Origin of the sequence: Mycobacterium sp. 20KCMC460 (assembly GCF_022179425.1) — a bacterium.
Classification (GTDB): Bacteria; Actinomycetota; Actinomycetes; order Mycobacteriales; family Mycobacteriaceae; genus Mycobacterium; species Mycobacterium kiyosense.
In genome coordinates this window covers 39,739-65,890 of sequence record NZ_AP025524.1, presented here as the reverse complement: position 1 = coordinate 65,890, position 26,152 = coordinate 39,739, and the positions used below count along the sequence as shown (strand labels likewise).

The 26,152-nt window shown below is 68.1% G+C and carries 26 protein-coding genes, 1 tRNA gene, 1 other RNA gene and 3 pseudogenes; 18 read left to right on the top strand and 13 right to left on the bottom strand.

Going from position 1 to position 26,152, the window contains the following annotated elements:
- From MKCMC460_RS00315 to MKCMC460_RS00275, 9 genes and pseudogenes are all read left to right on the top strand, one after another.
- On the top strand, positions 1 to 330 hold the full coding sequence (locus MKCMC460_RS00315) for a hypothetical protein (protein WP_370653049.1): 330 nt from the start codon (positions 1 to 3) through the stop codon (positions 328 to 330).
- Positions 327 to 1,574, top strand: coding sequence for an amidohydrolase family protein (locus MKCMC460_RS00310; protein ID WP_238305161.1), 1,248 nt, complete (start codon positions 327 to 329; stop codon positions 1,572 to 1,574). The genes MKCMC460_RS00315 and MKCMC460_RS00310 overlap by 4 nt, the downstream gene beginning before the upstream one ends.
- 13 nt (positions 1,575 to 1,587) lie before the next feature.
- Positions 1,588 to 2,040: a MarR family winged helix-turn-helix transcriptional regulator gene (locus MKCMC460_RS00305; protein WP_236978879.1), complete on the top strand. Its 453-nt coding sequence runs from the start codon at positions 1,588 to 1,590 to the stop codon at positions 2,038 to 2,040.
- Positions 2,041 to 2,141: 101 nt separating this feature from the next.
- Positions 2,142 to 2,417 (top strand): annotated as a pseudogene (locus MKCMC460_RS00300) (2Fe-2S iron-sulfur cluster-binding protein); the annotation flags it as partial.
- Positions 2,414 to 3,157, top strand: a complete 744-nt coding sequence (locus MKCMC460_RS00295) for an SDR family NAD(P)-dependent oxidoreductase (RefSeq protein ID WP_236978877.1) — start codon at positions 2,414 to 2,416, stop codon at positions 3,155 to 3,157. The pseudogene MKCMC460_RS00300 and the gene MKCMC460_RS00295, both read left to right, overlap by 4 nt.
- Positions 3,158 to 3,170: 13 nt before the next feature.
- Complete coding sequence (locus tag MKCMC460_RS00290; protein WP_238305160.1) at positions 3,171 to 4,433, top strand: aromatic ring-hydroxylating dioxygenase subunit alpha; 1,263 nt, start codon at positions 3,171 to 3,173, stop codon at positions 4,431 to 4,433.
- Between the two features lie 2 nt (positions 4,434 to 4,435).
- A complete protein-coding gene (locus MKCMC460_RS00285; RefSeq protein ID WP_370653048.1) occupies positions 4,436 to 4,771 on the top strand; it encodes a hypothetical protein in 336 nt (111 codons plus the stop codon).
- 21 nt (positions 4,772 to 4,792) lie between these two features.
- Positions 4,793 to 5,635: a TauD/TfdA family dioxygenase gene (locus MKCMC460_RS00280; protein WP_236978873.1), complete on the top strand. Its 843-nt coding sequence runs from the start codon at positions 4,793 to 4,795 to the stop codon at positions 5,633 to 5,635.
- 16 nt (positions 5,636 to 5,651) lie between these two features.
- On the top strand, positions 5,652 to 5,969 hold the full coding sequence (locus MKCMC460_RS00275) for a hypothetical protein (protein ID WP_236978871.1): 318 nt from the start codon (positions 5,652 to 5,654) through the stop codon (positions 5,967 to 5,969).
- A 33-nt stretch (positions 5,970 to 6,002) separates the two neighbouring features.
- Here the strand turns inward: MKCMC460_RS00275 and MKCMC460_RS00270 are convergent, their stop codons facing one another.
- Entirely contained in the window at positions 6,003 to 6,983 is a 981-nt protein-coding gene (locus tag MKCMC460_RS00270; RefSeq protein ID WP_238305159.1) for an SDR family NAD(P)-dependent oxidoreductase, read from the bottom strand.
- A 113-nt stretch (positions 6,984 to 7,096) separates the two neighbouring features.
- Between MKCMC460_RS00270 and MKCMC460_RS00265 the strand changes: the two genes are divergently transcribed.
- Positions 7,097 to 7,480: a PPOX class F420-dependent oxidoreductase gene (locus tag MKCMC460_RS00265; RefSeq protein ID WP_236978869.1), complete on the top strand. Its 384-nt coding sequence runs from the start codon at positions 7,097 to 7,099 to the stop codon at positions 7,478 to 7,480.
- 35 nt (positions 7,481 to 7,515) lie between these two features.
- The gene (locus MKCMC460_RS00260; protein ID WP_236978867.1) at positions 7,516 to 7,653 is read left to right on the top strand and encodes a hypothetical protein; all 138 of its coding nucleotides are present in this window, start codon (positions 7,516 to 7,518) and stop codon (positions 7,651 to 7,653) included.
- A gap of 17 nt (positions 7,654 to 7,670) precedes the next feature.
- Here the strand turns inward: MKCMC460_RS00260 and MKCMC460_RS00255 are convergent, their stop codons facing one another.
- The 9 genes from MKCMC460_RS00255 to MKCMC460_RS00215 all read right to left on the bottom strand — a co-directional run bounded on the left by MKCMC460_RS00255 (position 7,671) and on the right by MKCMC460_RS00215 (position 16,082).
- Positions 7,671 to 8,378 carry a cutinase family protein gene (locus tag MKCMC460_RS00255; protein ID WP_289624958.1) on the bottom strand — a complete coding sequence of 236 codons (708 nt, stop codon included), beginning with the start codon at positions 8,376 to 8,378 and terminating at the stop codon, positions 7,671 to 7,673.
- A gap of 111 nt (positions 8,379 to 8,489) precedes the next feature.
- Positions 8,490 to 8,663 carry a CsbD family protein gene (locus tag MKCMC460_RS00250; protein WP_236978865.1) on the bottom strand — a complete coding sequence of 58 codons (174 nt, stop codon included), beginning with the start codon at positions 8,661 to 8,663 and terminating at the stop codon, positions 8,490 to 8,492.
- A 57-nt stretch (positions 8,664 to 8,720) separates the two neighbouring features.
- Complete coding sequence (locus MKCMC460_RS00245; protein ID WP_236978862.1) at positions 8,721 to 8,891, bottom strand: CsbD family protein; 171 nt, start codon at positions 8,889 to 8,891, stop codon at positions 8,721 to 8,723.
- Between the two features lie 87 nt (positions 8,892 to 8,978).
- Positions 8,979 to 10,037 carry a dihydrodipicolinate reductase gene (locus tag MKCMC460_RS00240; protein WP_236978861.1) on the bottom strand — a complete coding sequence of 353 codons (1,059 nt, stop codon included), beginning with the start codon at positions 10,035 to 10,037 and terminating at the stop codon, positions 8,979 to 8,981.
- Between the two features lie 28 nt (positions 10,038 to 10,065).
- Positions 10,066 to 11,142 (bottom strand): hypothetical protein, encoded by a 1,077-nt coding sequence (locus MKCMC460_RS00235; protein ID WP_238305157.1) that lies wholly within the window; start codon positions 11,140 to 11,142, stop codon positions 10,066 to 10,068.
- Entirely contained in the window at positions 11,139 to 12,458 is a 1,320-nt protein-coding gene (locus tag MKCMC460_RS00230; RefSeq protein WP_238305156.1) for a hypothetical protein, read from the bottom strand. The genes MKCMC460_RS00235 and MKCMC460_RS00230 overlap by 4 nt, the downstream gene beginning before the upstream one ends.
- A gap of 17 nt (positions 12,459 to 12,475) precedes the next feature.
- Entirely contained in the window at positions 12,476 to 13,819 is a 1,344-nt protein-coding gene (locus MKCMC460_RS00225) for a CHAT domain-containing protein (RefSeq protein WP_236984483.1), read from the bottom strand.
- 5 nt (positions 13,820 to 13,824) lie between these two features.
- Positions 13,825 to 15,528, bottom strand: a complete 1,704-nt coding sequence (locus MKCMC460_RS00220) for a hypothetical protein (protein WP_236978851.1) — start codon at positions 15,526 to 15,528, stop codon at positions 13,825 to 13,827.
- Positions 15,529 to 15,593: 65 nt separating this feature from the next.
- The gene (locus MKCMC460_RS00215; RefSeq protein WP_236978849.1) at positions 15,594 to 16,082 is read right to left on the bottom strand and encodes a lipoprotein LpqH; all 489 of its coding nucleotides are present in this window, start codon (positions 16,080 to 16,082) and stop codon (positions 15,594 to 15,596) included.
- Positions 16,083 to 16,176: 94 nt separating this feature from the next.
- Between MKCMC460_RS00215 and MKCMC460_RS00210 the strand changes: the two genes are divergently transcribed.
- Positions 16,177 to 16,545, top strand: coding sequence for a hypothetical protein (locus tag MKCMC460_RS00210; protein WP_236978847.1), 369 nt, complete (start codon positions 16,177 to 16,179; stop codon positions 16,543 to 16,545).
- An 11-nt stretch (positions 16,546 to 16,556) separates the two neighbouring features.
- Here the strand turns inward: MKCMC460_RS00210 and MKCMC460_RS00205 are convergent, their stop codons facing one another.
- Positions 16,557 to 17,435 carry a hypothetical protein gene (locus MKCMC460_RS00205; protein WP_236978845.1) on the bottom strand — a complete coding sequence of 293 codons (879 nt, stop codon included), beginning with the start codon at positions 17,433 to 17,435 and terminating at the stop codon, positions 16,557 to 16,559.
- A 79-nt stretch (positions 17,436 to 17,514) separates the two neighbouring features.
- Positions 17,515 to 17,603, bottom strand: a tRNA-Ser gene (locus MKCMC460_RS00200).
- Between the two features lie 102 nt (positions 17,604 to 17,705).
- Here MKCMC460_RS00200 and ffs point away from each other — a divergent pair.
- From ffs to MKCMC460_RS31625, 6 genes and pseudogenes are all read left to right on the top strand, one after another.
- Positions 17,706 to 17,802: signal recognition particle sRNA small type (ffs, locus tag MKCMC460_RS00195), an RNA gene on the top strand.
- 44 nt (positions 17,803 to 17,846) lie between these two features.
- Positions 17,847 to 19,133, top strand: coding sequence for an aminotransferase class I/II-fold pyridoxal phosphate-dependent enzyme (locus MKCMC460_RS00190; protein ID WP_236978844.1), 1,287 nt, complete (start codon positions 17,847 to 17,849; stop codon positions 19,131 to 19,133).
- A 272-nt stretch (positions 19,134 to 19,405) separates the two neighbouring features.
- A pseudogene (locus tag MKCMC460_RS00185) lies at positions 19,406 to 20,776 on the top strand (PE domain-containing protein); the annotation flags it as partial.
- The gene (locus MKCMC460_RS31635; protein ID WP_370653209.1) at positions 20,759 to 21,457 is read left to right on the top strand and encodes a beta-propeller fold lactonase family protein; all 699 of its coding nucleotides are present in this window, start codon (positions 20,759 to 20,761) and stop codon (positions 21,455 to 21,457) included. The pseudogene MKCMC460_RS00185 and the gene MKCMC460_RS31635, both read left to right, overlap by 18 nt.
- A gap of 132 nt (positions 21,458 to 21,589) precedes the next feature.
- Positions 21,590 to 22,891, top strand: a pseudogene (locus MKCMC460_RS31630) (PE family protein); the annotation flags it as partial.
- The gene (locus MKCMC460_RS31625; RefSeq protein ID WP_370653208.1) at positions 22,865 to 23,668 is read left to right on the top strand and encodes a YncE family protein; all 804 of its coding nucleotides are present in this window, start codon (positions 22,865 to 22,867) and stop codon (positions 23,666 to 23,668) included. The pseudogene MKCMC460_RS31630 and the gene MKCMC460_RS31625, both read left to right, overlap by 27 nt.
- On the opposite strand, the gene MKCMC460_RS00175 is transcribed toward MKCMC460_RS31625, so the two are convergent.
- Positions 23,669 to 25,951 (bottom strand): SpoIIE family protein phosphatase, encoded by a 2,283-nt coding sequence (locus MKCMC460_RS00175; protein WP_236978842.1) that lies wholly within the window; start codon positions 25,949 to 25,951, stop codon positions 23,669 to 23,671.
- Positions 25,952 to 26,152 lie beyond the last annotated feature (201 nt).

Below are 26,152 nucleotides of genomic sequence, written 5' to 3'. Positions count from 1 at the left end.
ATGTCTGCCGTGCTGCCAACCGAATTCGCCGACCTGGAACCGTTCGCCGACTGGTGTCTACCCACCGAACCGCAGCGCTACGCCAAGCGGCTGGCCAGCTCGATGGTCGAGATGAAGGCGTTCTACGACGCGATCACGCCACGCGCCGAAGAGGCCCTGGCCTACTGCGACAAGTTCCCACTCGACGATCTGCCCGAAGACGTGCTGAACCTGATGCACCTGCTGTATTCGATGATCATGGTGTCGTTCCCGGTGGAGTGCTGGAAACAGCCCCGGGTACCCGACTCCGGTGCTTCCACCCTGGACTGTGTGTCCGAGCCGTTCCCGTGACCACCGTCCTGAAGGCGGCGCGCTGGGCCGACGTGGACGCCGGCGTGGTGCGCGAATCCGCCGTGGTGGTGGTGGATGGCAACCGGATCACCGACGTCAATCCCGAAGGGCCGCTGCCAGCTTCGGCTTCCGTCATCGATCTCGGCGACGTTACGTTGCTGCCGGGGTTGATGGACATGGAACTCAACCTGTTCATCGGCGGCCCGGGCGGACCTGAGGGCCTGCCCGCCCCGATGCACGGTGTGCAGGACGACCCGGCATACCGCACGCTGCGCGCCGCGGTCAACGCGCGCACCACCCTGGATGCCGGTTTCACCACGGTGCGCAACCTCGGGCTGATGGTCAAGACCGGCGGCTACCTGCTCGACGTCGCACTGCAGCGCGCTGTCGAGCAGGGCTGGCACACCGGCCCGCGCATCTATCCGGCCGGGCACGCCGTCACGCCCTACGGCGGGCACCTTGACCCGACGGTCTTCCAGCGCTTGGCGCCCGGGATCATGCCGTTATCCATCGCCGAGGGTATCGCCAACGGCGTTCCCGACGTAATCGCCTGTGTGCGTTACCAAATCAGGCACGGCGCCAAGTTGATCAAGGTCTCCGCGTCCGGCGGGGTGATGTCGCACAGCACCGCGCCGGGCGCCCAGCAGTACTCCGACGCCGAGTTCGCCGCGATCGCCGACGAGGCCCACCGCGCGGGCGTCCGGGTGGCCGCCCACGCGGTCGGCGACACCGCCATCCGGGCGTGCATCCGCGCCGGCATCGACTGCATCGAGCACGGCTTCCTGGCCTCCGACGACACCATCCAGATGATGGCCGACCACGGGACCTTCCTGGTCTCCACCACCTACCTGACCGAGGCGATGGCCATCGACCGGATCGCGCCCGAACTGCGCAAGAAGGCCGAAGACGTGTTTCCCCGGGCAAAAACCATGCTGCCCAAGGCGATTGCCGCCGGGGTGCGGATCGCCTGCGGCACCGACGCGCCGGCGATCCCGCATGGCCAGAACGCCAAGGAACTCGGGGCGCTGGTGACCCGCGGCATGACACCGATGCAGGCGATTCGCGCCGCCACGGTAGTGGCCGCCGAACTCGTCGAAGCAGACCACGAATCGGGCCGTTTGGCGCCGGGCTACCTGGCCGACGTGATCGCGGTGCCCGGCGACCCCTCGCGCGATATCGGTGTCACGCAACAGGTTTCGTTCGTCATGAAGGACGGGCAGATCTACAAGACGCCGGCGGCCTGAGCGGGAGACGGCTATGGAACTCACCGAGAACATCCTGTGGCTGCTCAAGCAGGCCTTCTACTACTCGCTGACCACCGTGAACGACGCCATCAGCAGCCACGGTGTCAGCACCGCGCAAGTCGGTGTGCTGCGCCAACTTTCGAACGAGCCGGGCCTGTCCGGCGCCGAATTGGCCCGACGGCTGTTGATCACCCCGCAGGGCGTGCAGCTGGCTCTCACCGCCCTGGAACGGCGCGGCTTGGTGCAGCGTAAACCCGACCCGGCGCACAAGCGCATTCTGCACGCGTATCTGACCGAAGACGGACGCAAAGTGGTGGCGGCGGTGTTCGCCGACGCGGTGGCCGCTCACGAGGAGGTGTTCGGCGTGCTGAGCGCCGAAGAGAAGGAAACGTTGCGCGAACTGCTGGCCCGGGTGGTGGAGAAGGGCACCGGTAACCAACTCTTCGAAGACCACGTCGAGGAATGAGGGATGAGGCACCCGGTGTATCTAGTACTTGATACTGATGACAAGTAGTTGATATTGTGATGGTGATGCATGAATCCCCGCCCGCCGTCGCCGACGAGGTGGCCACCGAGACGGTGACCATCGAGCTGAATCGGCGCTCGACCACTGTGGCCTACGCCGCCGGCGACACCCTGCTGCAGACCGCCCGGATGGCGGGGCTGAACGCCCCCTCATCCTGCGAGATCGGTTCCTGCGGAACGTGTATGGCGCGATTGACCGAGGGCTGCGCCCGGATGATCAACAACGACGCGCTCGACGACGACGAGGTGGCGGAGGGCTGGGTGCTCACCTGCCAGTCCCTGCCCACCACCCGTACGGTTCGGGTGGTGTACGAATGAGCCGGGTGGCCGTGGTGACCGGCGGCGCCTCGGGCATGGGTGAGGCGACGTGCCACGAGCTTGGCCGACTCGGGCACCAGGTCGCCGTCCTGGACATCGACGAGGTTGCGGCGCAACGCGTCACCGATGCGCTTCGGGCGCAGGAGATCACCGCCGTCGGTGTCGGCGCCGACGTCACCGACCGCGCCGCTGTCGAACGGGCCTTCGCCCACGTGCGTGCCGAACTCGGGCCCGTGTCGATTCTGGTCACCAGTGCGGGCATGTTCGGCTTCTCCCCGTTCGCGGAGATCAGCACCGAGTCCTGGAACCGGATCGTCGACGTCAACCTGACCGGCACCTTCCACTGCTGTCAGGTCGCCCTGCCGGACATGGTGGCCGCGAAATGGGGCCGCATCGTGATGATCTCGTCGTCCAGCGCCCAGCGCGGCTCACCCTTCGCCGCGCACTACGCGGCGTCCAAGGGCGCGGTGATCACCCTGACCAAATCGCTGGCCCGCGAATACGCCGCGCACGGAATCACCGTCAACAACATTCCGCCGTCGGGCATCGAGACCCCGATGCAGCACAATGCGCAGGCGGCGGGGTATCTGAAGTCCAACGAAGAGATCGCCGCCAACATCCCGGTCGGTCACCTGGGCACCGGCGCCGATATCGCCGCGGCAGTCGGGTTTCTGTGCTCGGAGGCAGCGGGTTTCATCACCGGCCAGGTGCTGGGTGTCAACGGCGGAGCGGTGATGTGAGGGAGGTTCACCAATGACGCGAGAGGGCAGGCCGGCCGAGGGTTCCTGGACCGAGCACTATCCCGAATTGGGCACGGGGCCGGTCTCTTTCGCCGATTCCACGTCGCCCGAATTCTACGAGCTGGAACGTGAGGCGGTCTTCAAGCGGGCGTGGCTGAACGTGGCCCGCGTCGAGGAGCTGCCGCGGGCCGGTAGCTATCTGACCAAGGAGATCGAGGTCGCCCGCGTCTCCATCATCCTGGTCAAGGGCCGCGACGAGCAGATCCGGGCCTTCTACAACGTCTGTCGGCATCGCGGAAACAAACTGGTGTGGAACGACTTTCCGCACGAAGAGACACGCGGCACCTGCCGGCAGTTCACCTGCAAGTACCACGGCTGGCGCTACGGCCTGGACGGCGCGCTCACCTATGTGCAACAGTCCGCGGAGTTCTTCGACCTCGACCCGGCCCGGCACGGACTGGCCCCGGTGCACTGCGACGTGTGGAATGGGTTCGTCTTCGTCAACTTCGATCCCGAGCCGCGACAGAGCCTGCGCGAGTTCCTCGGCCCGATGGTCACCGGGCTGGACGGCTACCCGTTCGACAAGCTGACCGAACGCTACGAATGGGTCGCGCACAACAACAGCAACTGGAAGATCTTCGCCGACGCGTTCCAGGAGTACTATCACGTGCCGTCGCTGCACCCGCAGCAGGTGCCGCCGGAGGTGCGTGACCCCAACGCCGGATTCACCTGCGGCCATTTCCAACTCGACGGTCCGCACCGGCTGGTCTCGACGGCCGGGCGGCGGCGCTGGCTGCTGCCGCCCGACTACATGTATCCGATCGAGCGGGCCACCAAGAGCGGTCTGGTCGGTCCGTGGCGCACGCCGGATATCGGCGAACTACCGGCGGGTCTGAACCCGGGCGGCATCGAGCCGTGGGGGATCAGCAACTTCCAGATCTTCCCCAACACCGAGATCCTGATCTACGGCGGCTGGTATCTGCTCTACCGCTACTGGCCGACCTCCTACAACACCCACCGCTTCGAGGCCTACACCTACTTCCACCCGGCGCGCACCGTGCGCGAACGGATCGAACACGAGGTTGCCTCGGTGGTGCTCAAGGAATTTGCGCTGCAGGACGCCGGCATGCTCGGCGGCACCCAGGCCGCGCTGGAATACGGGATCGTCGAGGACTTCCCGCTCAACGACCAGGAGATCCTGGTGCGCCACCTGCACAAGGTGGTGGTCGACTGGGTCGAGGCCTACCGCCGCGAGCGGCAGCCGGCGGGGGTGTGACCATGTCGGATGCATTGCTGCCCAGCGCTTTCGCCGAGTTCGAGGAGTATGCCCAAACCTGGTGCCTGGCAACCGAAACCGAACGCTGGAACCAGCGGCTGGCCAGCACCATGGCCGAGATGCACCGGTTCCACGACGCATTTCTGCCGCGCCTGGAAGAAGCCATCGAGTACTGCGACAAGTTCGAGCTGGACAACCTGCCCGACGACGCGCTCAACCTGCTGCACCTGATCTATTCGCTGATCATGGTCGCCATGGCGGTGGAGATCATGCACCAGCCCGCCCCGACCGATGCCGCCGACGCCGTGATGAACCGCACCGGCGAACCGTGGCCGTAACGAGAGTGCAAGGAAAAAACAATGAGTCTGCTCACCATCACCAAGCTCAGCGATTCGGTCGGCGCCGAGGTCACCGGCCTGAATCCGGACCGGCTGACTGACGACGCACTCGGCGCGGCCATTTTGGATGCGTTGGAAGACAACGGAGTTCTGGTGTTTCGCAACCTGGGGCTCGACCCGGAGACTCAGGTCGCCTTCTGCCGCCGCCTCGGTGAGGTCGACCACTCCTCCGACGGGCACCATCCGGTGGCCGGGATCTACCCGATCACGCTGGACCGGTCGAAAAATTCCTCGGCGGCCTATTTGAAGGCCACCTTCGACTGGCACATCGACGGCTGCACGCCCACCGGAGACGAGTGCCCGCAGAAAGCCACCGTGCTGTCGGCGGTGCAGGTCGCCGAACGGGGCGGCGAAACGGAATTCGCGAACTCCTATGCGGCCTACGACGCGCTGACCGACGAAGAGAAGCAGCGCTACGGGACGCTGCGGGTGGTGCACTCGCTGGAAGCCTCGCAACGGCGCGTCACCCCCGACCCGACCCCCGAACAGCTGGCGCGCTGGCGATCCCGGCCCACTCACGAGCACCCTCTGGTGTGGACCCATCGCAGTGGCCGGAAGTCGTTGGTACTGGGCGCTTCTGCCGACTACGTGGTGGGCATGGATCCGGACCAGGGCCGCGCGTTGCTGGCCGAGCTGCTGGACCGGGCGACCGTGCCGGAGCGGGTGTACAGCCACAACTGGTCCGTCGGCGACACCGTGATCTGGGACAACCGCGGGGTGCTGCACCGGGCGGCTCCCTACGACCCCGATTCACCGCGCGAGATGCTGCGCACCACCGTTCTCGGTGACGAGCCGATCCAATAGCCCGAAGGGAACCGCAGTGACCAAGTCCCTACTTTTCGTCGAAAGCAAGCCCGCCTCATCGGATGTGGTCGACGAATACCACCGCTGGCACGACGAGGTCCACATTCCCGAGATGCTCGCCGTCGACGGGTTCGTGTCGGCGCGGCGCTGGCAGACCGACGGCGAGTCCTTCATCACCCTCTACGAGATCGACACCGACGTCGAGACCGCCCGCACCACGCTGCGCGCCGCCCTGGACTCCGGGAAAATGTCCAGACCCGTTGTGGTCCATACAGATCCACCGCCGGCGATGCGCTACCTGAGCCTGGTCAGCGAGCATCCCCGGGGTTCCTGACCCCGCACCGTGCCTTGACCCCGGTCGGTTCGGTCAGGCGTCGCGCAGCGCCGCGACCGTATCCGCGATGGTGGTGCGGGCGTCGCGGAAAGTGATCCCGAGATCACGTTCGGCGGGCGAGTCGTCGGATTGCGGCATCTGGGTGTAGTACTGCATGCCGGCGGCGGTGAACGGGTTGTCGAACGGCAGATACGGTCCCACAAAATCCAAAAGCGTTCCAGCAGCCCGCAATACGGAGTCGGGAACCGGAACCGAGATCATCGGGGTGCCGGCGGCGTCGCCCAGCATCTTCGCCAGATCCGCCACCGCGACCCGCTCACCTCCGGCCATATAGCGGCGCGGTCCGCGACCGGGCTCCAGCAGGGCCGCGTGCAGCGCTGCCACGTCACGCACGTCTACCACCGTCCAGGCGGCGCTGCGGCCGGGAATGGTGTGCATCTGCAGCGCCGCTCGGACCCCTTCGCCGGCCTCGCCGAACTGGTCACCCACCGGCGGTCCCAGCACCATGCCGGGATAGGTGATGTTGACCGGCGCGCCGGCGTCCTGCAGGCCGCGGGCGTAGATCTCGACCTGGGCCTTGGAGGTTCCGTAGCCGTCGGTTCCGCCGACCACCGGCAGGTCGGCGGTGAGCGTCGGCAGGTTCGGATGGAACAGGGCGGTGAAGCTCGACACGTGCACCACCGGGTCCAGGCCCAGCTGGACGGCCTGCCCCAGCACGTTGCGGGCCCCCTCCATGTTGGTGGCCAGCATCTGTGGGGTCTGCCGTGGGTCGGTGGCCACCAGGGCGGCGCTGTGCACGACGGCGTCGCAGCCTTCGAGTGCCTTACGCACCGACTCGCCGTCCTTGATGTCACCGATGACGTAGTCGGAGGTATCCACCCCCAGTGCGGCGACCGAAGTCTTCAGACGTTCGGGCTTGCGCACCAGGAACCGGACGGAATGCCCGGCGTCGGCGATGGCTTTGGCGGTCCAGCCGCCGACGAACCCCGTGCCTCCGGTGATCAGAACATGCATGCTTGCATTCTGCAATCGGCTTGTGCCCTCGGCCACATCGGGCTTGGGTTTCCGCGAATCACCCGTTGGGTAGTTCACTTTCTGAACTTTCTATTCCAGGAGGAACACCCGCCGTGGCCGTCAGCTTCCAAGACGTGATCAAGTCCAAATACCTGCTGTTGACGACATTCACCAAGGACGGCCGCCCCAAGCCGACCGCCATCTGGGGGGTGCCCGAGGGGGACCGCCTGCTGGTCATCACCGACGACGATTCCTGGAAAGTCAAGCGGATTCGCAACACGCCGCGGGTGACCATCGCCAAGAGCGGCGGCCTGGGCAGCCCGAAGAGTGAGGCCGTGGCGGGCGTCGCGCGTATCCTGCCGAAGTCCGAAACGAGGCGGGTTTACCACGCGGTGCTGCGGCGCTACTGGTACCACGCCTGGTGGTTCTATGCACACTCGATCGTCCGCGGCGGAATCGACAAAGTACACGTCGGCCTCGAGGTTTCCCCGGCCTGACATAAGTCCCCGGCTGAACCTGCCACCATGGAGCAGTGACCACAGCAATAATCGTGGGGGCTCTGGTCTTGTTGGGCCTGGGCATCGTCATCAACGGGCTGTTCCGATTGCGGAATTGGTTGAAGAACTCGCCCCCGCTGCCGCCGCCGCAAGACGACGACGAACCCGACTAGCGAACCGAACTAGGCCCCTATAGGTGGGCGGCCGCGAAATCCGCTGCCTGCCCGGCCATTCCGTTGACGGCGTACAACGTGTGCGCCACGGTGGGAGTGGTGCCGCCGCCCGCGCAGATATTGTCCCCGTCGGCGCACAGCTCGATGGTCTTGGCCTGGTAAGCGGGCCCGATGACGATCTGGGGTGCGCCGTACTGATCGAGGAACTCCGACGAGGGTGTCCCGAATAGTGCTACGGCGGCAACGTGATTCGCGACGTCCGGGGACAGCGGTTGAGGTACCGCGGCGGCCGGAACTCCGGGCGGCACGGCGGCCGCGGTGACGTAACCGGCCAAGGCCGCGCCCTGGGAGTAGCCGCCCAGAATCTGCTTGGTGTTGGGACAATTCGTTGCCGTCGACTGGACATGGCTGCCGGCATCCCGAATTCCGTCGATCACCGACGACGCGAACTGCGGGCTGGCGAAGTCGGTGCTGGCCGGATAGTTGACCGGATACACCCCGAGCGACCGCCCGCCGAGCTGCGCGCGAAGCGCATCGACGAAGGGGCCGCCGACGCTGCCGAGGCCCGGTGGCTCGCCGCTGCCGCGGGCGAAGATCACTTCGACATCCGGGCACGGCGCGGCGCCGGCCTCTGGAGCGGGCTCGAACAGCAACGCGAAAGCGCCGAGCACTGCGGTGACGCCGATGCCCGCGGCGATGCGGCGAATCGGTGTAGTGCTGTTCATGAGGTGTACCTGTCCTGCGCGCTGCGCGAAATATGTTCGGCCACGGACCGTCCCGCGCGAGAGAGACTTAACGTTGTGCTCGCGCGGGACAGCCGGTGATTGGGCCGCGATTTACTTCTTGAATGCGTCCTTGATCTTCTCGCCGGCGTCTTTGAGGCTCGACTTGGCCTGGTCGACGCGACCCTCGTTCTCGGTGTCGCGGTCGCCGGTGACCTTGCCGACGGCCTCCTTGGCGCGACCGCCCAGGTCCTCGATCTTGTTCTTCGCTTTGTCTTCGCCGCTCATGTCGCTCCTTGTTGGTCGCGTTCGTGGACTCAGCCCGAGTACCCGATCACGGGCGGATCAAAAACTTCGCCGCCGCCGGCGGAACGAGTGCGCGACGCGGTTCCCGGCGTCTTTGACGTTCGCTTTGACCTGGTCGAGTCTGCCCTCGTACTCGGTGCGCCGGTCACCGGTGAGTCGGCCGACGGTTTCCTTCGCCCGGCCGCCCCAGTACTGCGCCGTGTTGCTCAACCTGTTCCCTGCCCTGTTTGCAGCCATGTTCTGCTGCATACCCGCAGGCCGATAGCTTCATTCAGGCGAGGGCAAGGCTGCTGGCGGCTAGCTGGTTGGCACCGTCCCGCGGGGCAGGGTGAGCGGCAGGTCGGCGTAGGTGGCGATACCCGGGGCGGCGGCGACCACAGCCGGGATCGCGTTGATCGCGGGCATCGCCGTCATGATGTGCCCCAGCGCCATGAACTCGGCGAGCGTGGTGGCCTGGAAATACGGCGGCGGCAGGAAGCCGACCTTGGTGGTCACCGTCGGCTGGCCGTCGACCTGGATCACCCAGCCGTCGCCGTCGATCTTCCAGTCCGGCTCCAGGGTCTGACCCTTGCGCCACCGCACGTTGAGGTCGACGACGGTGTTGCCGCCCACGATGCCCTGCCAGCTGATGTACACGCCCGCAACGCATCCGGCGTTGATGGTCCACGATTCCATCGCGAGGTCCTCGGTGGTTTGGGCGAATTCGGCGACACAGCGCACCTCGTCGAGTTCGACGCCGAGCGCGTCGGCGACCAGCCGGACCGCCTCGCCGAAGATCGCTGTCCCTTTCTGCGCCATCTGGGGCAGGTCGGGGTTGTCGATCGGCTGACCGAACCCGACCGGCTTCTCGGTGTCCGGCGAGTCGTAGAAGGTGGTGTCGGCGGCCTCGTTGACGGTGATCTTGTCGACCCGGTTACACACCATCGCCGACACGATGGCCAGCAGCTCGGCGAAGCCCGGACTCACGCCGGACCCGAACATCGTCGAACCGCCCTTCTCGCAGGCCTCGAGGATGCGGTCGCGGCCGGCGCCCAGGTTGTGCCCGGTGATGAACGACGCCGTCGTCACCACATTCACGCCTGCGGAAAGGATCCGGACCAGCTCGTCGACGTCGATCCACATCGGGTTGTAGACCACGCAGTCGGGTTTGAGGGCCAGCAGTTCCTCGACGTCGTTGGTGGCGGTCACCCCGAGTGGCTCGATGCCGACCAGTTCGCCGGCATCGCGACCGGCCTTCTCCGGGGACCAGGCGTAGCATCCCACCAGTTCGAACTGGGGGTTGGCGGCGAGCGACTGTAACGAGCTCTTGCCGACGTTTCCGGTGGTCCATTGCACGACGCGATATTTGTTGGGCACTCGCTCAGCATAGGCAAGCGCACCGCGCTCAGTAAGAGGATTCGGCCGCCAGAATCTCGGCCAGGAACGCGTCCTGCGGCGGTTCGTCCAACCGCGCTCGGACCCAGCGGCGGATCCGGTCCCGGATTTCCCGCGGTTCGCTGACGTCGGCGCCGACGACCACCGATGTCGACGGCCAGTCGTGATCCCAGGCCTCCGATTCGGTCAACGCGTGCTGCCGGCGGTCGAAGAGCGCGACAGCGGCGCGGCCCCGGGCGTCCAGGGCGGCGGTGCCGGTCACGTTCCCGGACCGCACCCGCACCGTGATGTCGGTCGCCGGGTGCGGGCCGATGAGGGCGGCGCGGACTTCGGCGATCACCGTCGGACCCGCTGCGGTGACGCGCCAGTCGACGGTGTCCTCGGCCGCGTCGAAGATGCCCGGCGGCACCGCGGCCCAGTTGATCGAGGCGACGCCGCGGCCGATCGCCGCCGCGATCCCCGGGCCGGCGTCGGAGCCCGCGGCCAGCGCGTAGTCGTCCCGACGCCGTTGCTGTAACGCCGGTGCCGAGGCTGAATCATCGACGGCCGCAAACAGTTCCGCCCAACCGATACCGTCGACACCGATCTCCTCGGCCAGCTCGGCACCCGCCCGCACCAGCTCCCGTACCCGGCGATCGCCGGAACCCAGCAGGGCGATCAGGGTCACCGCGTGCGGGGCGAGCAACCCGGCCACGTCGGAGTCCAGGGTGTCGTCGGAGAAAAAGGCCTGCGCGGCGACGGTCAGCAGCGCCACCTCGACGTCCAGCAGCGCCGCATCGAGACCCGGGATGCCGTCGCGCCGGCTCGCTGGCCACCATCGCCGCAACCAATGTCCGACCGCCAGTCTGTGCAGCGGCGCCAGTGACCCGGGCACCACGTCGACGCCGCCGACGTCCGCGCCCGACGCGATCGCCAGATGCCCCTCGGTTCCTACCAGACGCCACAGCCAGTCCGCCCGATCCGGATCGGTGAACGCGACCTGCACGTCATCCGCCGGGTCCGTCACGGTCCAGACCAGCACGGCCCCGGCGACTTCCAGGGCCGCGACCAGCGGCGAGGGCGGTGCGGGCTCGTTGACCAGTCTCATCCGGCCGCCTGCAGTTCCAGCATCGACTTGATGCGCTGGCGATGGTCCAGGCTCACCGATCGGGCCACGCCGTCCAGCAGCGTACGGACGTCTTCGACGTCGTCGCAGGGCTCCTGCCAGACGTCGCGCCCGTGCAGCCGTGCCCACAGCCGGCTCAGGTAGGGCTGGGCGAATGCGGCCAGCTCGTCAACCACCTGTTGCTGGCGCGGATGAATCGGTCCGCCGTCGGCGAGATACCGTCGCGCGTGCAGAACGTAGGCCTCCTTGCGCAGCCGGGCCTGGATCCGGGCGGCCAGCGCGTACCGGTTGGTGACGGCGCGGTCCAGCGGCGCGAGCTCGACGGCCACCTCGATGCCGGCCACCAGCGTGGCCTGCTTGTCCTCGCCGAGCAGACCCCAGGGCGCGCAGGAGCGGTCGACCTCCTCGGCGCACAGCATCGGGATGTCGGGCAGCGCGTCGCGGTCCAGGGCGCGCCGCAAGGTGGCGCGTACCCGGTCCAGCACGGTCCGGTCCAACGGCCGATCGCCGTCGGATTCTCCGGTGATCTGCGGTGGTCGTTGCGGCGCAACCGAACTCAGACCCAGCGCAACTATCGACCACGGCAGCTCGGCGGTTGCCCCGTGGGCCAGTGCACCCAGGTTGTATGGCGTGGTGTCGACCACCATCGCCGACCAGACCCGCTGGCGTGCGGTGGCCGCGTTGTGTCCGTGCGCGAGGCCGAGCACGGTCCGCAGTTCGGCCAGAAACGGTTCGAGCACCAGATCTTCGGCCCGCACATCCCGCCAGCTGCGGTGCAGCTGGGACGTGAGCGCAGCGACGACTTCGGCGTCGGCGATGTAGTCGTTGAGCACCTCGATCGCGGTGCGGTCCCGGCCCCGGTGGATCTCGCCCAGCACCTCGGCGGCGGTCTGACGATCATGAGGCGTCGGCGCACCCTTGGTCACCGCGAGCTCGAAACACACCTGGAAGTACAGCTCCTGAGCGTTGCCGCTGCGGATCCGCAACCGGCGGCGCTCGGCCTTCAGTAAGTCGAACCAAGCTGCGGTGCAACGCAATTGGTCTGCATTCTGGGCAATGAGGCTGCTCATTGCGGCGGCCGCGTCGGCCGCGACGACCGGTGCCGAATACTGCGGGTTGGACCGTAGGCGCAGCACCAGTGGGTCGATGATGCGTTTGAGGGTCCGGGTCAGCGGGCCACCGTCGTCGGCACTGAGCACCTCGACCCCGGACCCGATCGCACGCCACGCCTGCTCGATCACCGCGCGGCGAGGCTGTCCCACACCGGCGGAGGCCGGCGCCTGCGGATCGGCGCTCATGGACCCAGGATATTGACTCACCGCGCACCATCCACGGCGAACGTCACCAACGCACCCCAGAACAACGGACTGGCGGTGACATCGCCGTCCCGCCAGCGCCGCATTTGCGCACGCTGCCAACGGTTCACGGCACACCCCGCATCGTCTTCCTGATGCGCGCTGTCCACGGCCGTCACCAACTCGGCCATCGGATCGGCGGAATCGTCCGCCCCAGAGCCGAATTGCCGGTAGGCGGCGGTGGTGGGCAGCGACCACAGCGTGGCGGTCACCAACTGTGCCCCGCCGAGGATCATCGCGGCCACCAGACCCGTCGCCTCGTCGAACTGATAGTCACCACCGGACGCGCAGGCCAACAGCGCCACTCGCGGCGGCATCGGCGTCCTGGCCGCCATCAGGTCCGACGCCGTCAACGGCCGGTGGTCGCCGATCGGCGCGGCGTTCCCGGGCATCGCCGCCGAACACGCCAAGTGCAGCGCGGCCCGTTCGGCGTGACCCGCCTCGCCATCGGCTGAGCTGGCGTGCCCGACATAGAGGAGCCGACTTGGTTGTTGCGCAAGCATTTCCGCCAGCCAGCGGCGGTCGGCGTCTTGGCGGCGGAACAGCTCGACCGCGGCGTCGGCGTCCGGCAACACGGTCCGCCGGCCCATCATGTCGCCGTAGTAGCGGGCCAGCGGAGTCTGCTGCGAAGGCCTGCCCAGCACCGAACCCAGGGCCGAGTCGGGACGCTGGCCCGGCACCCGAGGATCCAGTATCAGCAGCGGTGGGCGATCCCGACGGGACTGCCATGTCACTGCCGCGCGCGGTGTGTGCACGATGTGCTGGGGCACAGCCAGCAGCACGTCGACCAATTCCATCAACCGGAAGCCGTCGGTATGCGCGTCGATATCGGCCAGTTGCCAGGGGATTCGGGCTGCGCCCCGGCCGGCGGCGGTGATGGCTTCCTGCCGGGCGCGCACCAATTCCTGGTCGGTGGGCCCGGATTTCGGTAAGGCGAGTTGACCCCAGGGCACCCGGGCCAGCCGCGCGCTGGGCGAGACGAACAGCGTCGGGCGCGGTCCCGTCGACCCTGTCAGGCACTCCCACAGCAGCTGCCAGCCGGCAGTGGCGATCAGCAGCACACCGAGGATGTAGGCGACGGTGAGCTCGGAATCCGGTGTGGCGAAAGGTCCCCGGGTGAGCGCCCGTGCGATCGCCTCGCGACGGCCTTCGGACCCGACGGGCTCGGGCAGTGCATCGGTGATTTCCTGCAAGGCCGCCAACAGAATCGGTTCCTCCACCACCCAGGTCACCGGCGGCCGGCCGACGACTCGCAAGCTGGCGTAGGTGGCGATCCCCACGTCGGCGTAGCGCAGGATCAGCATCTCGGTCACGGCCAGGTGCACCAGGCCGGCCCGGCGGCCGTGACCTCCCGGCCGTACCGCTGGTGCGCCAGCGCGCGATACCTGCCCAGGATCGGCTGCGCGTCGGGCTGCATCCGCAGCGCGGGCAGCGGGCCCAGCCGGGTCAGCGAAAGCGGACCCGAGGCGGGTCCGTCGCCGATGTCGACGAATGCCGGTGGGGTCGCCGTCGCCTCCCAGTCGGCGATGGCCGCACGGCGTGGCTGATCAACGAAAGTTCCTCGGGCACTGTGGTACTCGACCAGTTCGGCGACCAGTTCGGAGTTCTCCCACTCCCACGCGACGGCGAACGCGCCGGCCAGTACCGGCGCCGAGACGCGTTGCGCCCACGAGCTTCTCGCATCGGCGTGGGCGATCGAGTAGCGAACCGAGTCGACGGCCAGCGCGGCGGGAACCTTGAGGTCGGCGGCCCGCTCGAGCTTGGTCATCGCCCGCCGGTGCTCGGGGGTGCCGACCTCGCCGTGCAGCAGTCCCAGCGACGTGGCCTGGCGTGCCTCGGTTTGTCGCAGTGTCTCGTCGGGATCGCCCGAGCCGTCGAAACCCATGTCCGCCAGCGCATCGGCCCGCCACACCACCCCAAGGTGATTGTCCAGCAGCGCGTACTGCAGCCAGCTACTGCGTGGCGACGAGTCCAGCAACTCCCGGGCCTGCGCGATCAGCTCGACCGCCTCGGCGAAGCGACCCCGGAATATCGCGATCCAGCTGCGCTGCAACAGGATACGGTGCAGGTGCAACGGCTTGCCGAGCTCGCGCCAGTGCCGCTCGGCGTGTTCCCAGCACTCGTCGGCGGCTTCCAGCGCACCCGCGGCCAATCGGGTGAGGCCCAGATACAGCCAGCAGCGCGACACATCGTGAGCACGCGCGTACCGGGCGATCACCGGATAGGCCTCCGACACCAGCCGCTCGGTGGCGGTGTGATCGCCCAGCGACCAGCCCGCCGCCGCGCGCTCCAATTGCGTTCGGGCACTGTCGAGTTCCCACCCGTTGGCGTTCGCCCGCGCGCCGGCGCGCCGCAGCCATGGTTCGGCTTCGGCCAGCCGTCCCGTCTCGACGCAGAATCTGCCGTAGCCGGTGGCCGCCGAAACCCAGAGATGTTCGGCATATATCGAGCTGCCGAAGCCGCGGTTCAACGCCTCGAGCACCTGGTCCCAGAGGGGGACCGACCGCACCTGCAGGTCGTCGTCGCACAGCGCGACAGCGCACAGCGTCCGGGCGTGCAGCAAGAGCAGACCGTGCTCGTCGGCCAGATCGGCGAAAGTATCGTCGCCGTCGTCCAGGTCGGCCAGAGCGGTTGCGGCGCCCTCGTGATCGCCCTGCGCCGCGGCCAACCCGACCCGGAGAAGTCCTGCTCGCCGGGAATAGCGCTGCACCAGGTGCGCGATCGCGGGACCCGGCATCTGCACCAGGGCGGCAGCGTCCGGCCGGGTGCCGGCGAGGATCCCACGATAGATCGCCAGCGGCCCCAAGATGCGCCGAATGCATTCGCGCACACCGTCATTCGCGCCCCGAACCAGGTAGATCTCACCGAGCTGGGCGAAGACCTCCAACAGCAGATCGTCGCGATCTTCGTGCTCGATGAGCGGCATCAGCGACAACAGCAGATCCCGCGCCGAATCCTCGTCGGCGGCGCACGCCAAGTCCCGCGCGCGCTCCAGCTCGTCGCGGATCGACACGGCTGCATCATAAGTCCGGCGCGGCGGGCATCGACTGTATGCCCGCCGCGCCGGATCACCCCTCATCAGCCGCAGGTCACCTTGATACTGAAGTCTTTGGTGATCATGCCCGCCAGCGGGTTTCTCAGGTCCGCGCCCTGCGCCTGCCCGGTGATGGTGTAGGTCTTGCCCTCCACCGCGACCTTGGCCGAGCCGACCTTGCTGCCCATGTTGTCGGCCACCGACAGGGCATTGCCGTCCACGACCAGAGCCAGCGAGTCGACCGTGGGCGGGTTCGCGTCGGTCATCACCACCGCCAGTGCCTGTTGCTGGCCGTTGGTGGCCCCGCTGCCGATGTTGATCTTGCCGCCCTGTTTGACGCAGGTCACCGACGACGGGTTGACCCCGGCCAGGTCGGTGCCGCCCACTTTGACCTCGGTGGCGCCGCCGCCGGCGGAAATACTCGATGCCGGGCCGTTGGACGCCGGGCCGGCCGTGTGGCCGCCGCTGGAACACCCCACCAGCACCGTCGCGCAGCCAAGGGTGCCGATCGCAGCCGCGATAACACGATTCATCGAACTTCCTTCCGTCATGCGCCGCCCCGTTGGCGTCGTCATGGCAGAAGTACAGACCGCCGCGCTCGCTACCGATCCCAATTATGGTGGCGGCATGTCAAGTGTGAAGTGGCTCAAACAGCCCGAGGACCACGACTTTCCAGCCGCCGCCGACTATCTCGCCCTGCTCGCCGACATGCACACCGTCAACGACGTGACGGACAAGCTGCGCGCTGCGAGCATCGTGCACAAGAAGGCCAAGGACATCCTGCGGGCCGCGCGGTTACGGCTGCTGCCCGAGGAAAATCCGCACGTCGCCGCGGATCTGGCCAAGATCAAGAAGGGTCAGCCGCTCTCGCCGATCCTGCTGGTGCGCGGCGATTACACCAAAGGTGTCCCGCTGCAGATCGCCGACGGCTACCACCGGGTGTGCGCGAGCTACCACACCGACGAGAACACCGATATCCCGGTGGTTTTGGTCTGAGGGCCGAGGAGTTATTCGTCGACCGCGACGCCACCCCGGGTGCGCCGGCGGCGATGGGAGGTTTTGCCGGTCGGACGGCGGTTGCGTAGCCGCGGTTGCCCGGACGAGTCGGGCACCGGTGCCTCGACGGTTTCCGCCGTGGCGGCCTCGGTGTCCTCGTCGGCGACCGTTTCCGGCTCGGGGCTCTCGTCCTTTTCCAGGTTGACGCCCGCGGGGGCCACCTCGGTGTCAGCCGGGACGGTCTGGCTGGTCTCGGTCTTCGCCGCGACGGTCTCGGCGTCTTCCTCGGCCTCGGCTGCCTCGACGCCGTCGTCCTCGGCGTCGGCAACCTCGTCCTCGTCGTCTTCGTCTTCGTCGTCAGCGACGTGATCGTCGGACTCGCCGACCGCGCCGCGCTTCTTCCCGCGCAGGCCGCGCTTCTTTTCCTTCTTGTCTTTCTTCGGCTTGATCGGTTTCGGCGGAGGCGGCGGAAGCTCGGCGACGAACGACAGGTAGAACGCGAAGAAGCCCAGCACCGCGATCGCGGCGGCAGCGCCGTAGATCGCGAACAACCACTGGCCGGCTTTGTCGAGGCTGAGCCAGTTCTCGCTGATCGCGGTGCCCACGATCAGGACTGCGGCGGTGACATGCGCCACGATCGACCAGGTTCGGATCGTGAGTGCCAACTGCGGTGTGCCCAGTTCGGGCTTGCGGGTGCGTAACAGGGTGAACACCACCGGCAGCGCGGCCAACCCGATCAGCACGCCTGCGACGATGCGCAGCGCCATCCCCAGCCCCTGACTGGTGTCGCCCACCAGTTCGGGCCATCGGGGCAGTACGAAATAGAAGTAGAGGACGCCGGCGCCGATCGTGAACGACGCGTGCCACAGCATGGCGACTTTGCGCCCCATACCCCTCCTCAGGCTGGTCTGCTCAGGCCGCGGAAGTCGACCGGGACCGGTATCGTCCCTGGTCACACGGCGGACCGTTTGGCGGAGGATGCGGGATTTGAACCCGCGAGGGCTGTTAACCCAACCCGCGTTCCAGGCGAGCGCCATAGGCCACTAGGCGAATCCTCCGTGGTCATGGTAGCGGCTGAACGGAGTCGAGTGTCCCTTGGACCTGCCGACCGGCCTCTCCAAGCCGTCGCCGAGGCGTCCGATCGCAGGTATTACACTCGCCGATGGACCCCGCGCGGCGTCTATCCTGTGAACTCCCCCAGGGCCGGAAGGCAGCAAGGGTCAATGGACTCTGTCGGGTGCGCGGGGTCCCCTCTGTGAGATCACGTCTGATTTCGTTTCTGACGGCGAAAGGGCCGCATGGTGTCGTTCGAGTCCCTCAGCCCTGACGAACTGTCCGGGGTGCATGCCCGCCACCAGCAGGAGTACGCGGCACTGCAAGCCAAGAAGCTCGCGCTGGACCTCACCCGCGGAAAGCCGGCACCCGAGCAGCTCGACCTGTCCAACCAGCTGCTGAGCCTGCCCGGCGACGAATCCAAGGACAGCTACAGGGACCCGGAGGGTACCGACACCCGCAACTACGGCGGCCTGCACGGCCTGCCCGGCCTGCGGGCGATCTTCGCCGAGCTGCTGGGCCTACCCGTGCAGAACCTGATCGCCGGCAACAACGCCAGCCTGGAGTTCATGCACGACGTCGTCACCTTCTCGATGCTGCACGGCGGCGTCGACTCGCCGCGGCCCTGGATCAAAGAACCTGCCGTCAAGTTCCTGTGCCCGGTACCCGGCTACGACCGGCACTTCGCCATCACCGAGACGCTGGGCATCGAGATGATCCCGATCCCGATGCTCGAGGACGGCCCCGACGTCGGCCTGATCGAAGAACTGGTCGCCGCCGACCCGGCGATCAAAGGCATGTGGACGGTGCCGGTGTTCGGCAATCCGACCGGGATCACCTACTCGTGGGAGACCGTGCGCCGCCTGGTGCAGATGCAGACGGCGGCCCCCGACTTCCGGCTGTTCTGGGACAACGCGTACGCGGTGCACACGTTGACCCACGAGTTCATCCGTCAGGTCGACGTACTGGGACTGGCCACCAAGGCCGGCAACCCCAACCGGCCCTACATCTTCGCCTCCACCTCGAAGATCACCTTCGCCGGTGCCGGTGTGAGCTTCTTCGGCGGATCGCTGGGCAACATCGCCTGGTACCTGCAGTACGCCGCGAAGAAGTCGATCGGCCCGGACAAGGTCAACCAGTTGCGGCACCTGCGCTTCTTCGGCGACGCCGACGGCGTCCGGTTGCACATGCAGCGGCACCAGCAGATCCTGGCGCCGAAATTCGCGCTGGTGGCCGAGATTCTGGAACAGCGGCTCGGGGAGTCCAAGATCGCCTCGTGGACCGACCCCAAGGGCGGTTACTTCGTCAGCCTCGACGTCATGCCGGGTACTGCGCGTCGCACGGTCGCGCTGGCCAAGGACGCAGGTATCGCGGTCACCGAAGCAGGTGCGTCCTTCCCGTACCGCAAGGACCCGGACGACAAGAACATCCGGATCGCGCCGTCGTTCCCGTCGCTGCCGGACCTGCGCGACGCCGTCGACGGGCTGTCGACCTGCGCGCTGCTGGCCGCCACCGAGTCGTTGCTCGACAGGTAGATCCGCGCGTCGGCGCAGCGGTCCGCTCAACGCGGGGAGCGCCTGACCACGGCTCCCCCTATCGGTGGATGCCTGATCCCCCTATTGGTGGGAATTTCAAAGTAGCGCAAGGCTTTTGGTCTGTTACCAGAGCACCCGACAGTGCGCTGAGTTAATTTCAGTCTGCGCCGTATCCGGGTCCTGAGAGCCGTCGAAATCCGGTTTTTGGAGTGCGGCGATCGGTTGCTGAGCGCCGAGGTTCGGTGCCGTCGAGTTCTGGTCGGGAGGCCTTCGTGTCGTCGCATGTGGTTGCAGCTCCGGAGGCGCTGGAGGCGGTGTCGGCGAAGTTGGCCGGTATCGGTGCTGCGGTCAGGTCGGCGGCAGCATCGGCGGCGCCGGCCACGGTGGGCTTGGTGCCGGCGGCCGCCGACGAGGTGTCGGCGGCGGTGTCGAACTTCTTCGGCGACTTCGCCCGGGAGTTCCAGACACTGGACGCGCAGGTGGGGCTGGCGCACGAACGGTTCGTGAGCACCATGTCCGCGAGTGCGGCGGCATATGCCGGTGCCGAGGCGGTCAACGTGGCGCCGTTGCAAACCGCGCTGGATGTGATCAACGCGCCGACGGAGTGGTTGTTCGGGCGCCCATTGATCGGCAACGGAGCCGACGGCGCCGCGGGCACCGGGCAGGCCGGAGGGGACGGCGGCTTCCTGTGGGGTAACGGTGGTGCCGGTGGTTCGGGCGGGGCCGGGCAAGCCGGTGGCAAGGGTGGATCCGCGGGGCTGCTCGGGCGTGGCGGTGCCGGCGGAGCCGGCGGAGATGGTCTCAACGGTGGCGCCGCGGGGGCTGGCGGGTCGGGCGGAGCCGGCGGCTGGTGGGCCGGTCGCGGCGGAGCCGGTGGTGTCGGTGGGATCGGCGCGGACAGCACGACCGGTGCCGGGGGCGCGGGTGGTGCCGGTGGCGCCGGAGGTGTCGGGCGGGCGGTGTTCTGGGGACCCGGCGGCGCCGGCGGAGCCGGTGGTGACGGCGGATCGAGTTTGGCGGCGGGCGCCACCGGTGCCGCCGGATACACCGGCGGGGCCGGCGGCCGGGGCGGTGCCGGCGGGACAAGTTGGGGTCTGTTCAGTGTCGGCGGTTCCGGTGGCGCCGGCGGCGACGGCGGGGTGGGTGGTGTCGGTGGAACCGGCGCGGCCAGCACGACCTGGGGTGTGGTCGGCGGGACCGGTGGAATCGGGGGCGCCGGCGGCAACGCCGGGGCAGGCGGTGCCGGTGGCTCGGCGGGTCTCTTCGGGACGGGCTTCCTGGGCGCCACCGGGCATACCGGTGCCGCCGGTGTGGGTGGTACCGGCGGTTCTGGTGGCACCGGGGGCCTGGGTGGCGCCGCGACGGCCGGCTTCAACGCTTTCGGCGCTGCTGGCGGCACCGGCAGCGCCGCCGTCGGGGTGTCCGGCGGGGCCGGAGGTGTAGGCGGAACCGGCGGCTCCGGCGGCACGGTGACCACCATCTCGGGCCTGAACTCCCCGTACGGCGTCGCGCTCGACCCGGGCGGCTACGTCTACGTCACCAACCCCAACGGCGCCGCGGTGTCGGTGATCGATCCGGTGACCAACACGGTCGTCGCCAGCATTCCCGTCGCAAATCCGACAGGTATCGCGGTCAATCCCGGTGGCAATATCTATGTCACCAACCCCAACAGCAACTCGGTCGCGGTGATCGACCCCGTCACCAACACCGTCACCGGCGGCATCGGAGTCGGGCAGACTCCCTACGGGGTGGCGGTCAACCCGGGTGGCGACGTCTACGTCACGAACGCCTCCGGCAACTCGGTATCGGTGATCAACCCCGCCACCAACACGGTGACCGGCATCGGGGTCGGCCAGGCCCCCTATGGAGTGGCGGTCGATCCGGGCGGCAACGTGTACGTCGCCAACTACGGCAGCGACACGGTGTCGGTGATCAACCCGGCCACCAACACCGTCACCGGATCGCCGATCGGCGTCGGCGACGGTCCGTACGGCGTCGCGGTCAATCCGGGCGGCAATGTCTACGTCACCAACACCGCCAGCGGCACGGTCTCGGTGATCGACCCCGCCACCAACACCGTCACCGGCACCGTCGCCGCTGGGAGTTCTCCCTACGGGGTGGCGGTCAGTCCGACCAGCGACTACGTCTTCGTCACCAACCGCCTAGCGGACGGCACGGTCTCGGTGATCAACCCGACCACCAACACCGTCACCGCAACCATCCCGGTTGGTTCGTCGCCGTACGGCGTGGCCATCGACCCGGTGACCGGGGCGGTCTACGTCGCCAACTTCCAGAGCGGCACCGTCTCGGTGATCAGCGCATGACCTGACTTAAAGTTTGCCGGTTCGTCCCGGAGAGGAGGCGCGACAGGGTGCTGGGGCTGGCCGCTGACGCGCGGAGCGCAGTTGCTGTTGTTTTTGAAGTTTGCTGTCATCGGGCGTAGTTAGGAGATATTGGTGTCTTCATTCTTGGTTGTCGATACGGATGTGCTGGCTGCGGCGTCGGCGGACGCCGCCAAGATCGGTTCGGCGGTGAGGTCGGCGGCGGCGTCGGTGGCTCCGGCCACGATCAGTGTGCTGCCGGCGGCTGCCGACGAGGTGTCGGCCGCGGTGTCGACTTGGTTCAGCGAATTCGGGCAGGAGTTCCAGACCGTCGGTGCGCAAGTGGGTCTGGCACACGAACGCTTCGTGCAAGCGCTGAACTCGAGTGCCGGCGCGTATGCCGGGGCCGAGGCGGCCGCCGTGGCGCCGTTGCAGACGTTGCTGGACGTGATCAATGCGCCGACGGAGTGGTTGTTTGGGCGCCCGTTGATCGGTAACGGAGCCGACGGCGCCGCGGGCACTGGGCAGGCCGGTGGCGACGGCGGCTTCTTGTGGGGCAACGGTGGTGCCGGCGGTTCGGGCGGGGCTGGGCAGGCCGGCGGTAAGGGCGGATCGGCGGGGCTGCTCGGGCGCGGTGGCGCCGGGGGAGCAGGCGGAAACGGCGTCAACGGTGGGGCCGGCGGCGCCGGCGGGGCCGGGGGAGCCGGCGGCTGGTGGAGCGGGGCCGGCGGGGCCGGCGGTATCGGCGGAAACGGGGCGGACAGCACGACGGGAGCCGGCGGTGCCGGGGGCGCAGGCGGTGCCGGGGGTGCCGGGCGCTCGCTGCTGTTCGGGATCGGCGGACACGGCGGAGCCGGCGGCTCGGGGGCGGCGAGCCTCACCGTAGCTGCCTCGGGCGTCAACGGCGCCTCCGGCGACACCGGTTTCGCCGGTGGCGCGGGTGGCCGCGGCGGCGCGGGCGGGGCCAGTTGGGGGTTGTTCGGTCACGGCGGGGCCGGCGGATTGGGCGGTGACGGCGGTACCGGCGGCGTCGGCGGCAACGGCGCGGCCAGCATCAGCTGGGGCGTCGCCGGTGGTTCTGGCGGCACCGGTGGGGCCGGCGGCAACGGCGGCCTCGGTGGCGCCGGGGGTGCCGCCGGTATCTTCGGGACCGGCTTCTTGGGTTCCACCGGACACGCGGGTGCCGCGGGTATCGGTGGTGCGGGTGGTGGCGGTGGAACCGGAGCCACCGGTGGCGCCGCGCTCGCCGGCTTCAGCGCTCCGGGCACCGCGGGCGGCGCCGGCAGTGCCGCGCTCGGCCAGACCGGTGGGGCCGGCGGCGTCGGCGGCGCCGGTGGTTCCGGCGGCACCGTGACCACCGTCTACGGCTTCGACCGCCCATACGGGGTGGTGGTGAACCCGGGCGGCAACGTGTATGTCGTCAATTCCGGTAGTGGCAACGTCTCGATCCTCGACCCCGCCACCAACAGCATCAACGGGGTCATCGCCGTCGGTAACCTGCCCTACGGGATAGCCGTCAGTCAGACCGGCAATCTCTACGTGACCAACTTGGGCAGCGACACGGTATCGGTGATCTACGCCCCCAGCAACACCGTCACCGGGTCACCCATCGCCGTCGGCACCGATCCGTTGGGCGTCGCCGCCAACCCGGGCGGCAGCATTTACGTCACCAACTACACCAGCGACACAGTGACGGTGATCAACCCGGCCACCAACACCGTCGCCGTACCGAGCATCCCGGTCGGCGACGGCCCGACCGGGATCGCGGCCAACCCGGGCGGAAACGTGTACGTCACCAACTACAACAGCGACACCGTGTCGGTGATCAACCCGAACACCAACTTCGTCACCGGGTCACCCATTGATGTCGGCGACGCACCGCGCGGAATTGCCGTCGGCCCGGACAGCAATGTCTATGTCGCCAATAGCCGCAGCGGAACCGTGTCGGTGATCGACACGTCGACCAACACCGTCACCGGCACCGTGGGAGTGGGTACTGGGCCGTTCGCGGTCGCGGCGAATCAGACCAATGGCTACGTCTTCGTCACCAACGCCGTCGACGGCACGGTGTCGGTGATCAACCCCAGTACCAACACCGTCAGCGCCACCATCCCGGTCGGTACCACGCCGTACGGCGTGGCGGTAGACCCCCTTACCGGCGTGGTGTACGTCACCAACTACACGACCGGTTCGGTATCGGTGATCAGCGGCTGATCAGGGGCGGCGCAGGCTGACGATGGCGACGTCATCGTCGGTGTTGCCCAACACCGTCGACATCGCCCGCCAGATCCGGGTGGCGGACGCATTGCCGACGCGGCTGAGGGTCTCGGCCAACCGGTCGAGACCGTCGTCGATCGACTTGCGGCGGCGCTCCACCAGCCCGTCGGAGTACATCACCAGCCCGTGTCCGGGCGCGACCACGAACGTGCTCGGCGTGTAGGTCACGCCCCGGATCCCGATCGGCGGCGAAATCCGGATCGGGGCCTGGGTGGCTGCCGATGCGGCGTCGGTCAGATACGGCATCAGGTGGCCGGCGGATGCGGCCTCCACCTGGCCCGAGCCCAAATCGATGCGGGCGGCGATAACGGTGGCGAACGCGCTGGGCAGCATGTGCACGCAGAAGTCGTTGAGCTGGTTGAGCGCCTCGGCGGGTGCGGCGCCGGCAAACAGCTGAGCCCGCAGGGCGTTGCGCAACTGCGCCATGATTCCCGCGGCCGCGACGCCGTGACCGGCGACATCGCCCAGCAGCAGGACCAAGCGGCCGTCCCGCAGTTGGAATGCGTCGTACCAGTCGCCGCCGACGTTGTCGCCCGCGGCCGGCTCGTAGTGCGCCGACAGGTGCCAGCTGTCCAGTCGCGGTATGGACTCGGGCAGCAAACTGCGCTGCAGCGTTTCGGCCATCCGCAACGCACCCCGGGTGCGGCGGTACAGCGACTCCACCAGGTGACGTCGCAGCGTCTCCGCGGATTCGGTTTCGCTGAGCGTCCACGGATCACTGCGCTGGTGCACGATCTCGCGCCAGCGCTCGAACGACTTGCGCGGACTCAGCCGCACCGAATCGCCTTCGTTGACCGCGATCGCCTTGTTGTACGGGTCGCCGCCCCAGTCCACCGAACGCAGCACCTCGCGGCGGAACCAGATGGCGTACTGCCCGTCGGGCAGGTTCAGCGCGAGCGCGCCGGCGGCCAACTGCGGGTCGAGGTCCAGGGCGGGCAGATCGGTCACCAGGTTTTCGCTGCTGGCGATCTCTTCGCCCGCGCCGCGGGCCCAGGCGGCGACCATGGCCACCACGTCCGGCGGCGGCACCGTGCCGCGCTCCCGACGGTCGCCCTGGATGTTGACGACGACGCCTTCGGCAGGAATCAGGTCCAGCAGATTTGGCGCACCGAGCAGGGCCGACGGCAGCGGCTCGCCGTCGTCCAGGGTGGCGGCGATGATCTTGGTGAGCACCGCTTGGGCGGCCAGCCGCTTGTGCAACTGGTCGTCCTCGAACCGATCGACCAGCCGCAGCGACAAGGTGGAACCCAGGAATTCGGCCGCCGCCCGGGTGCCGAACGGCGGCAGGTGCGGGCCCGCATAGTGATGGCAGGCGATCAGGCCCCACAACCGGCCGTGGCGCAGCAGCGAGATCGACATCGACGCGTGCACGCCCATGTTCTGCAGGTATTCGATGTGGATGGGTGAGACGGCCCGCAGCGTCGCGTAGGTCAGGTCCAGTGGCTGGCCACTGTCTGGATCCACCGCCGGCACCAGCGGAGTCGGCGTGTAGTCGACGTCGGAGATCAGCCGGATCCAGTTCTTCTCGTACAGCGCGCGGGCCTGCGCGGGGATGTCGGTGGACGGGTAGTGCAACCCGAGAAAGGAGTTGAGGTCGTCGCGCTTGGACTCGGCGACCACCTCGCCGTTGTAGTCCTGGTCGTAGCGATACACCATCACGCGGTCGAAGCCGGTGAGGTCGCGGACCGCGCGGGCGGTGGTGTCGTAGAGCTCGGCCAGGGTGGCGGCGCCGTTCAGATCCTCGATGGAGCTGCGCACCGCCTGGTAAGTGTTCGGAAAGGAGAAAGGCCGCTCGCCGTAGGCGATTTCCAGCTCGACCAGCAGTATCCCGTCCGGTTCCCGGCGCAGGATGGCGTCGAATGCCCGCGGCTCGCCGTCGACGTAGATCTGGCACTCGAGAGGATTGCGTTGCCGCAGGTCGCCGAAAGCCGCCGCCGCGTGTTCGATCCGTGCGGCCTGCTCGACGCCGATCAGCGCGGACAGGTGTTTTCCCAACACGTCGTCGACGGACCGACCCAGCAGCTCGCCGACGTTGGCGCTGACTTGGCGCAGCTCGAATCCGGGCTCGCGAACCACCGCAAGCACCCCGCGTGGCTGGATGTGGCCGGGAATGTGGATCGGTTCCCGCGCACAATTCTCCAGGTCGATGGGCGTCCCGACCGGAACGAGTTCGTCGCTCTCCAGCGCCGAGGGGCGGCCCGGCACCTCGCCGCCGATCATCTGATGAACCCCTTACTCGAAGCCTTTCGTGTGACAACCAATGCCCGTTCGCCTATGTAACCAGCAGCGTGACGCGTCATCAACGGCTCCTTTATCGACGGCCTGGGCGGACGTCGTCCGGCATCGTCAGGCTCGCCTTTCGCAGTCTTGTCACAGGTTGGGTTGACGGACCGGCCGGATTTCAATCTGGCGGGCCGGAAG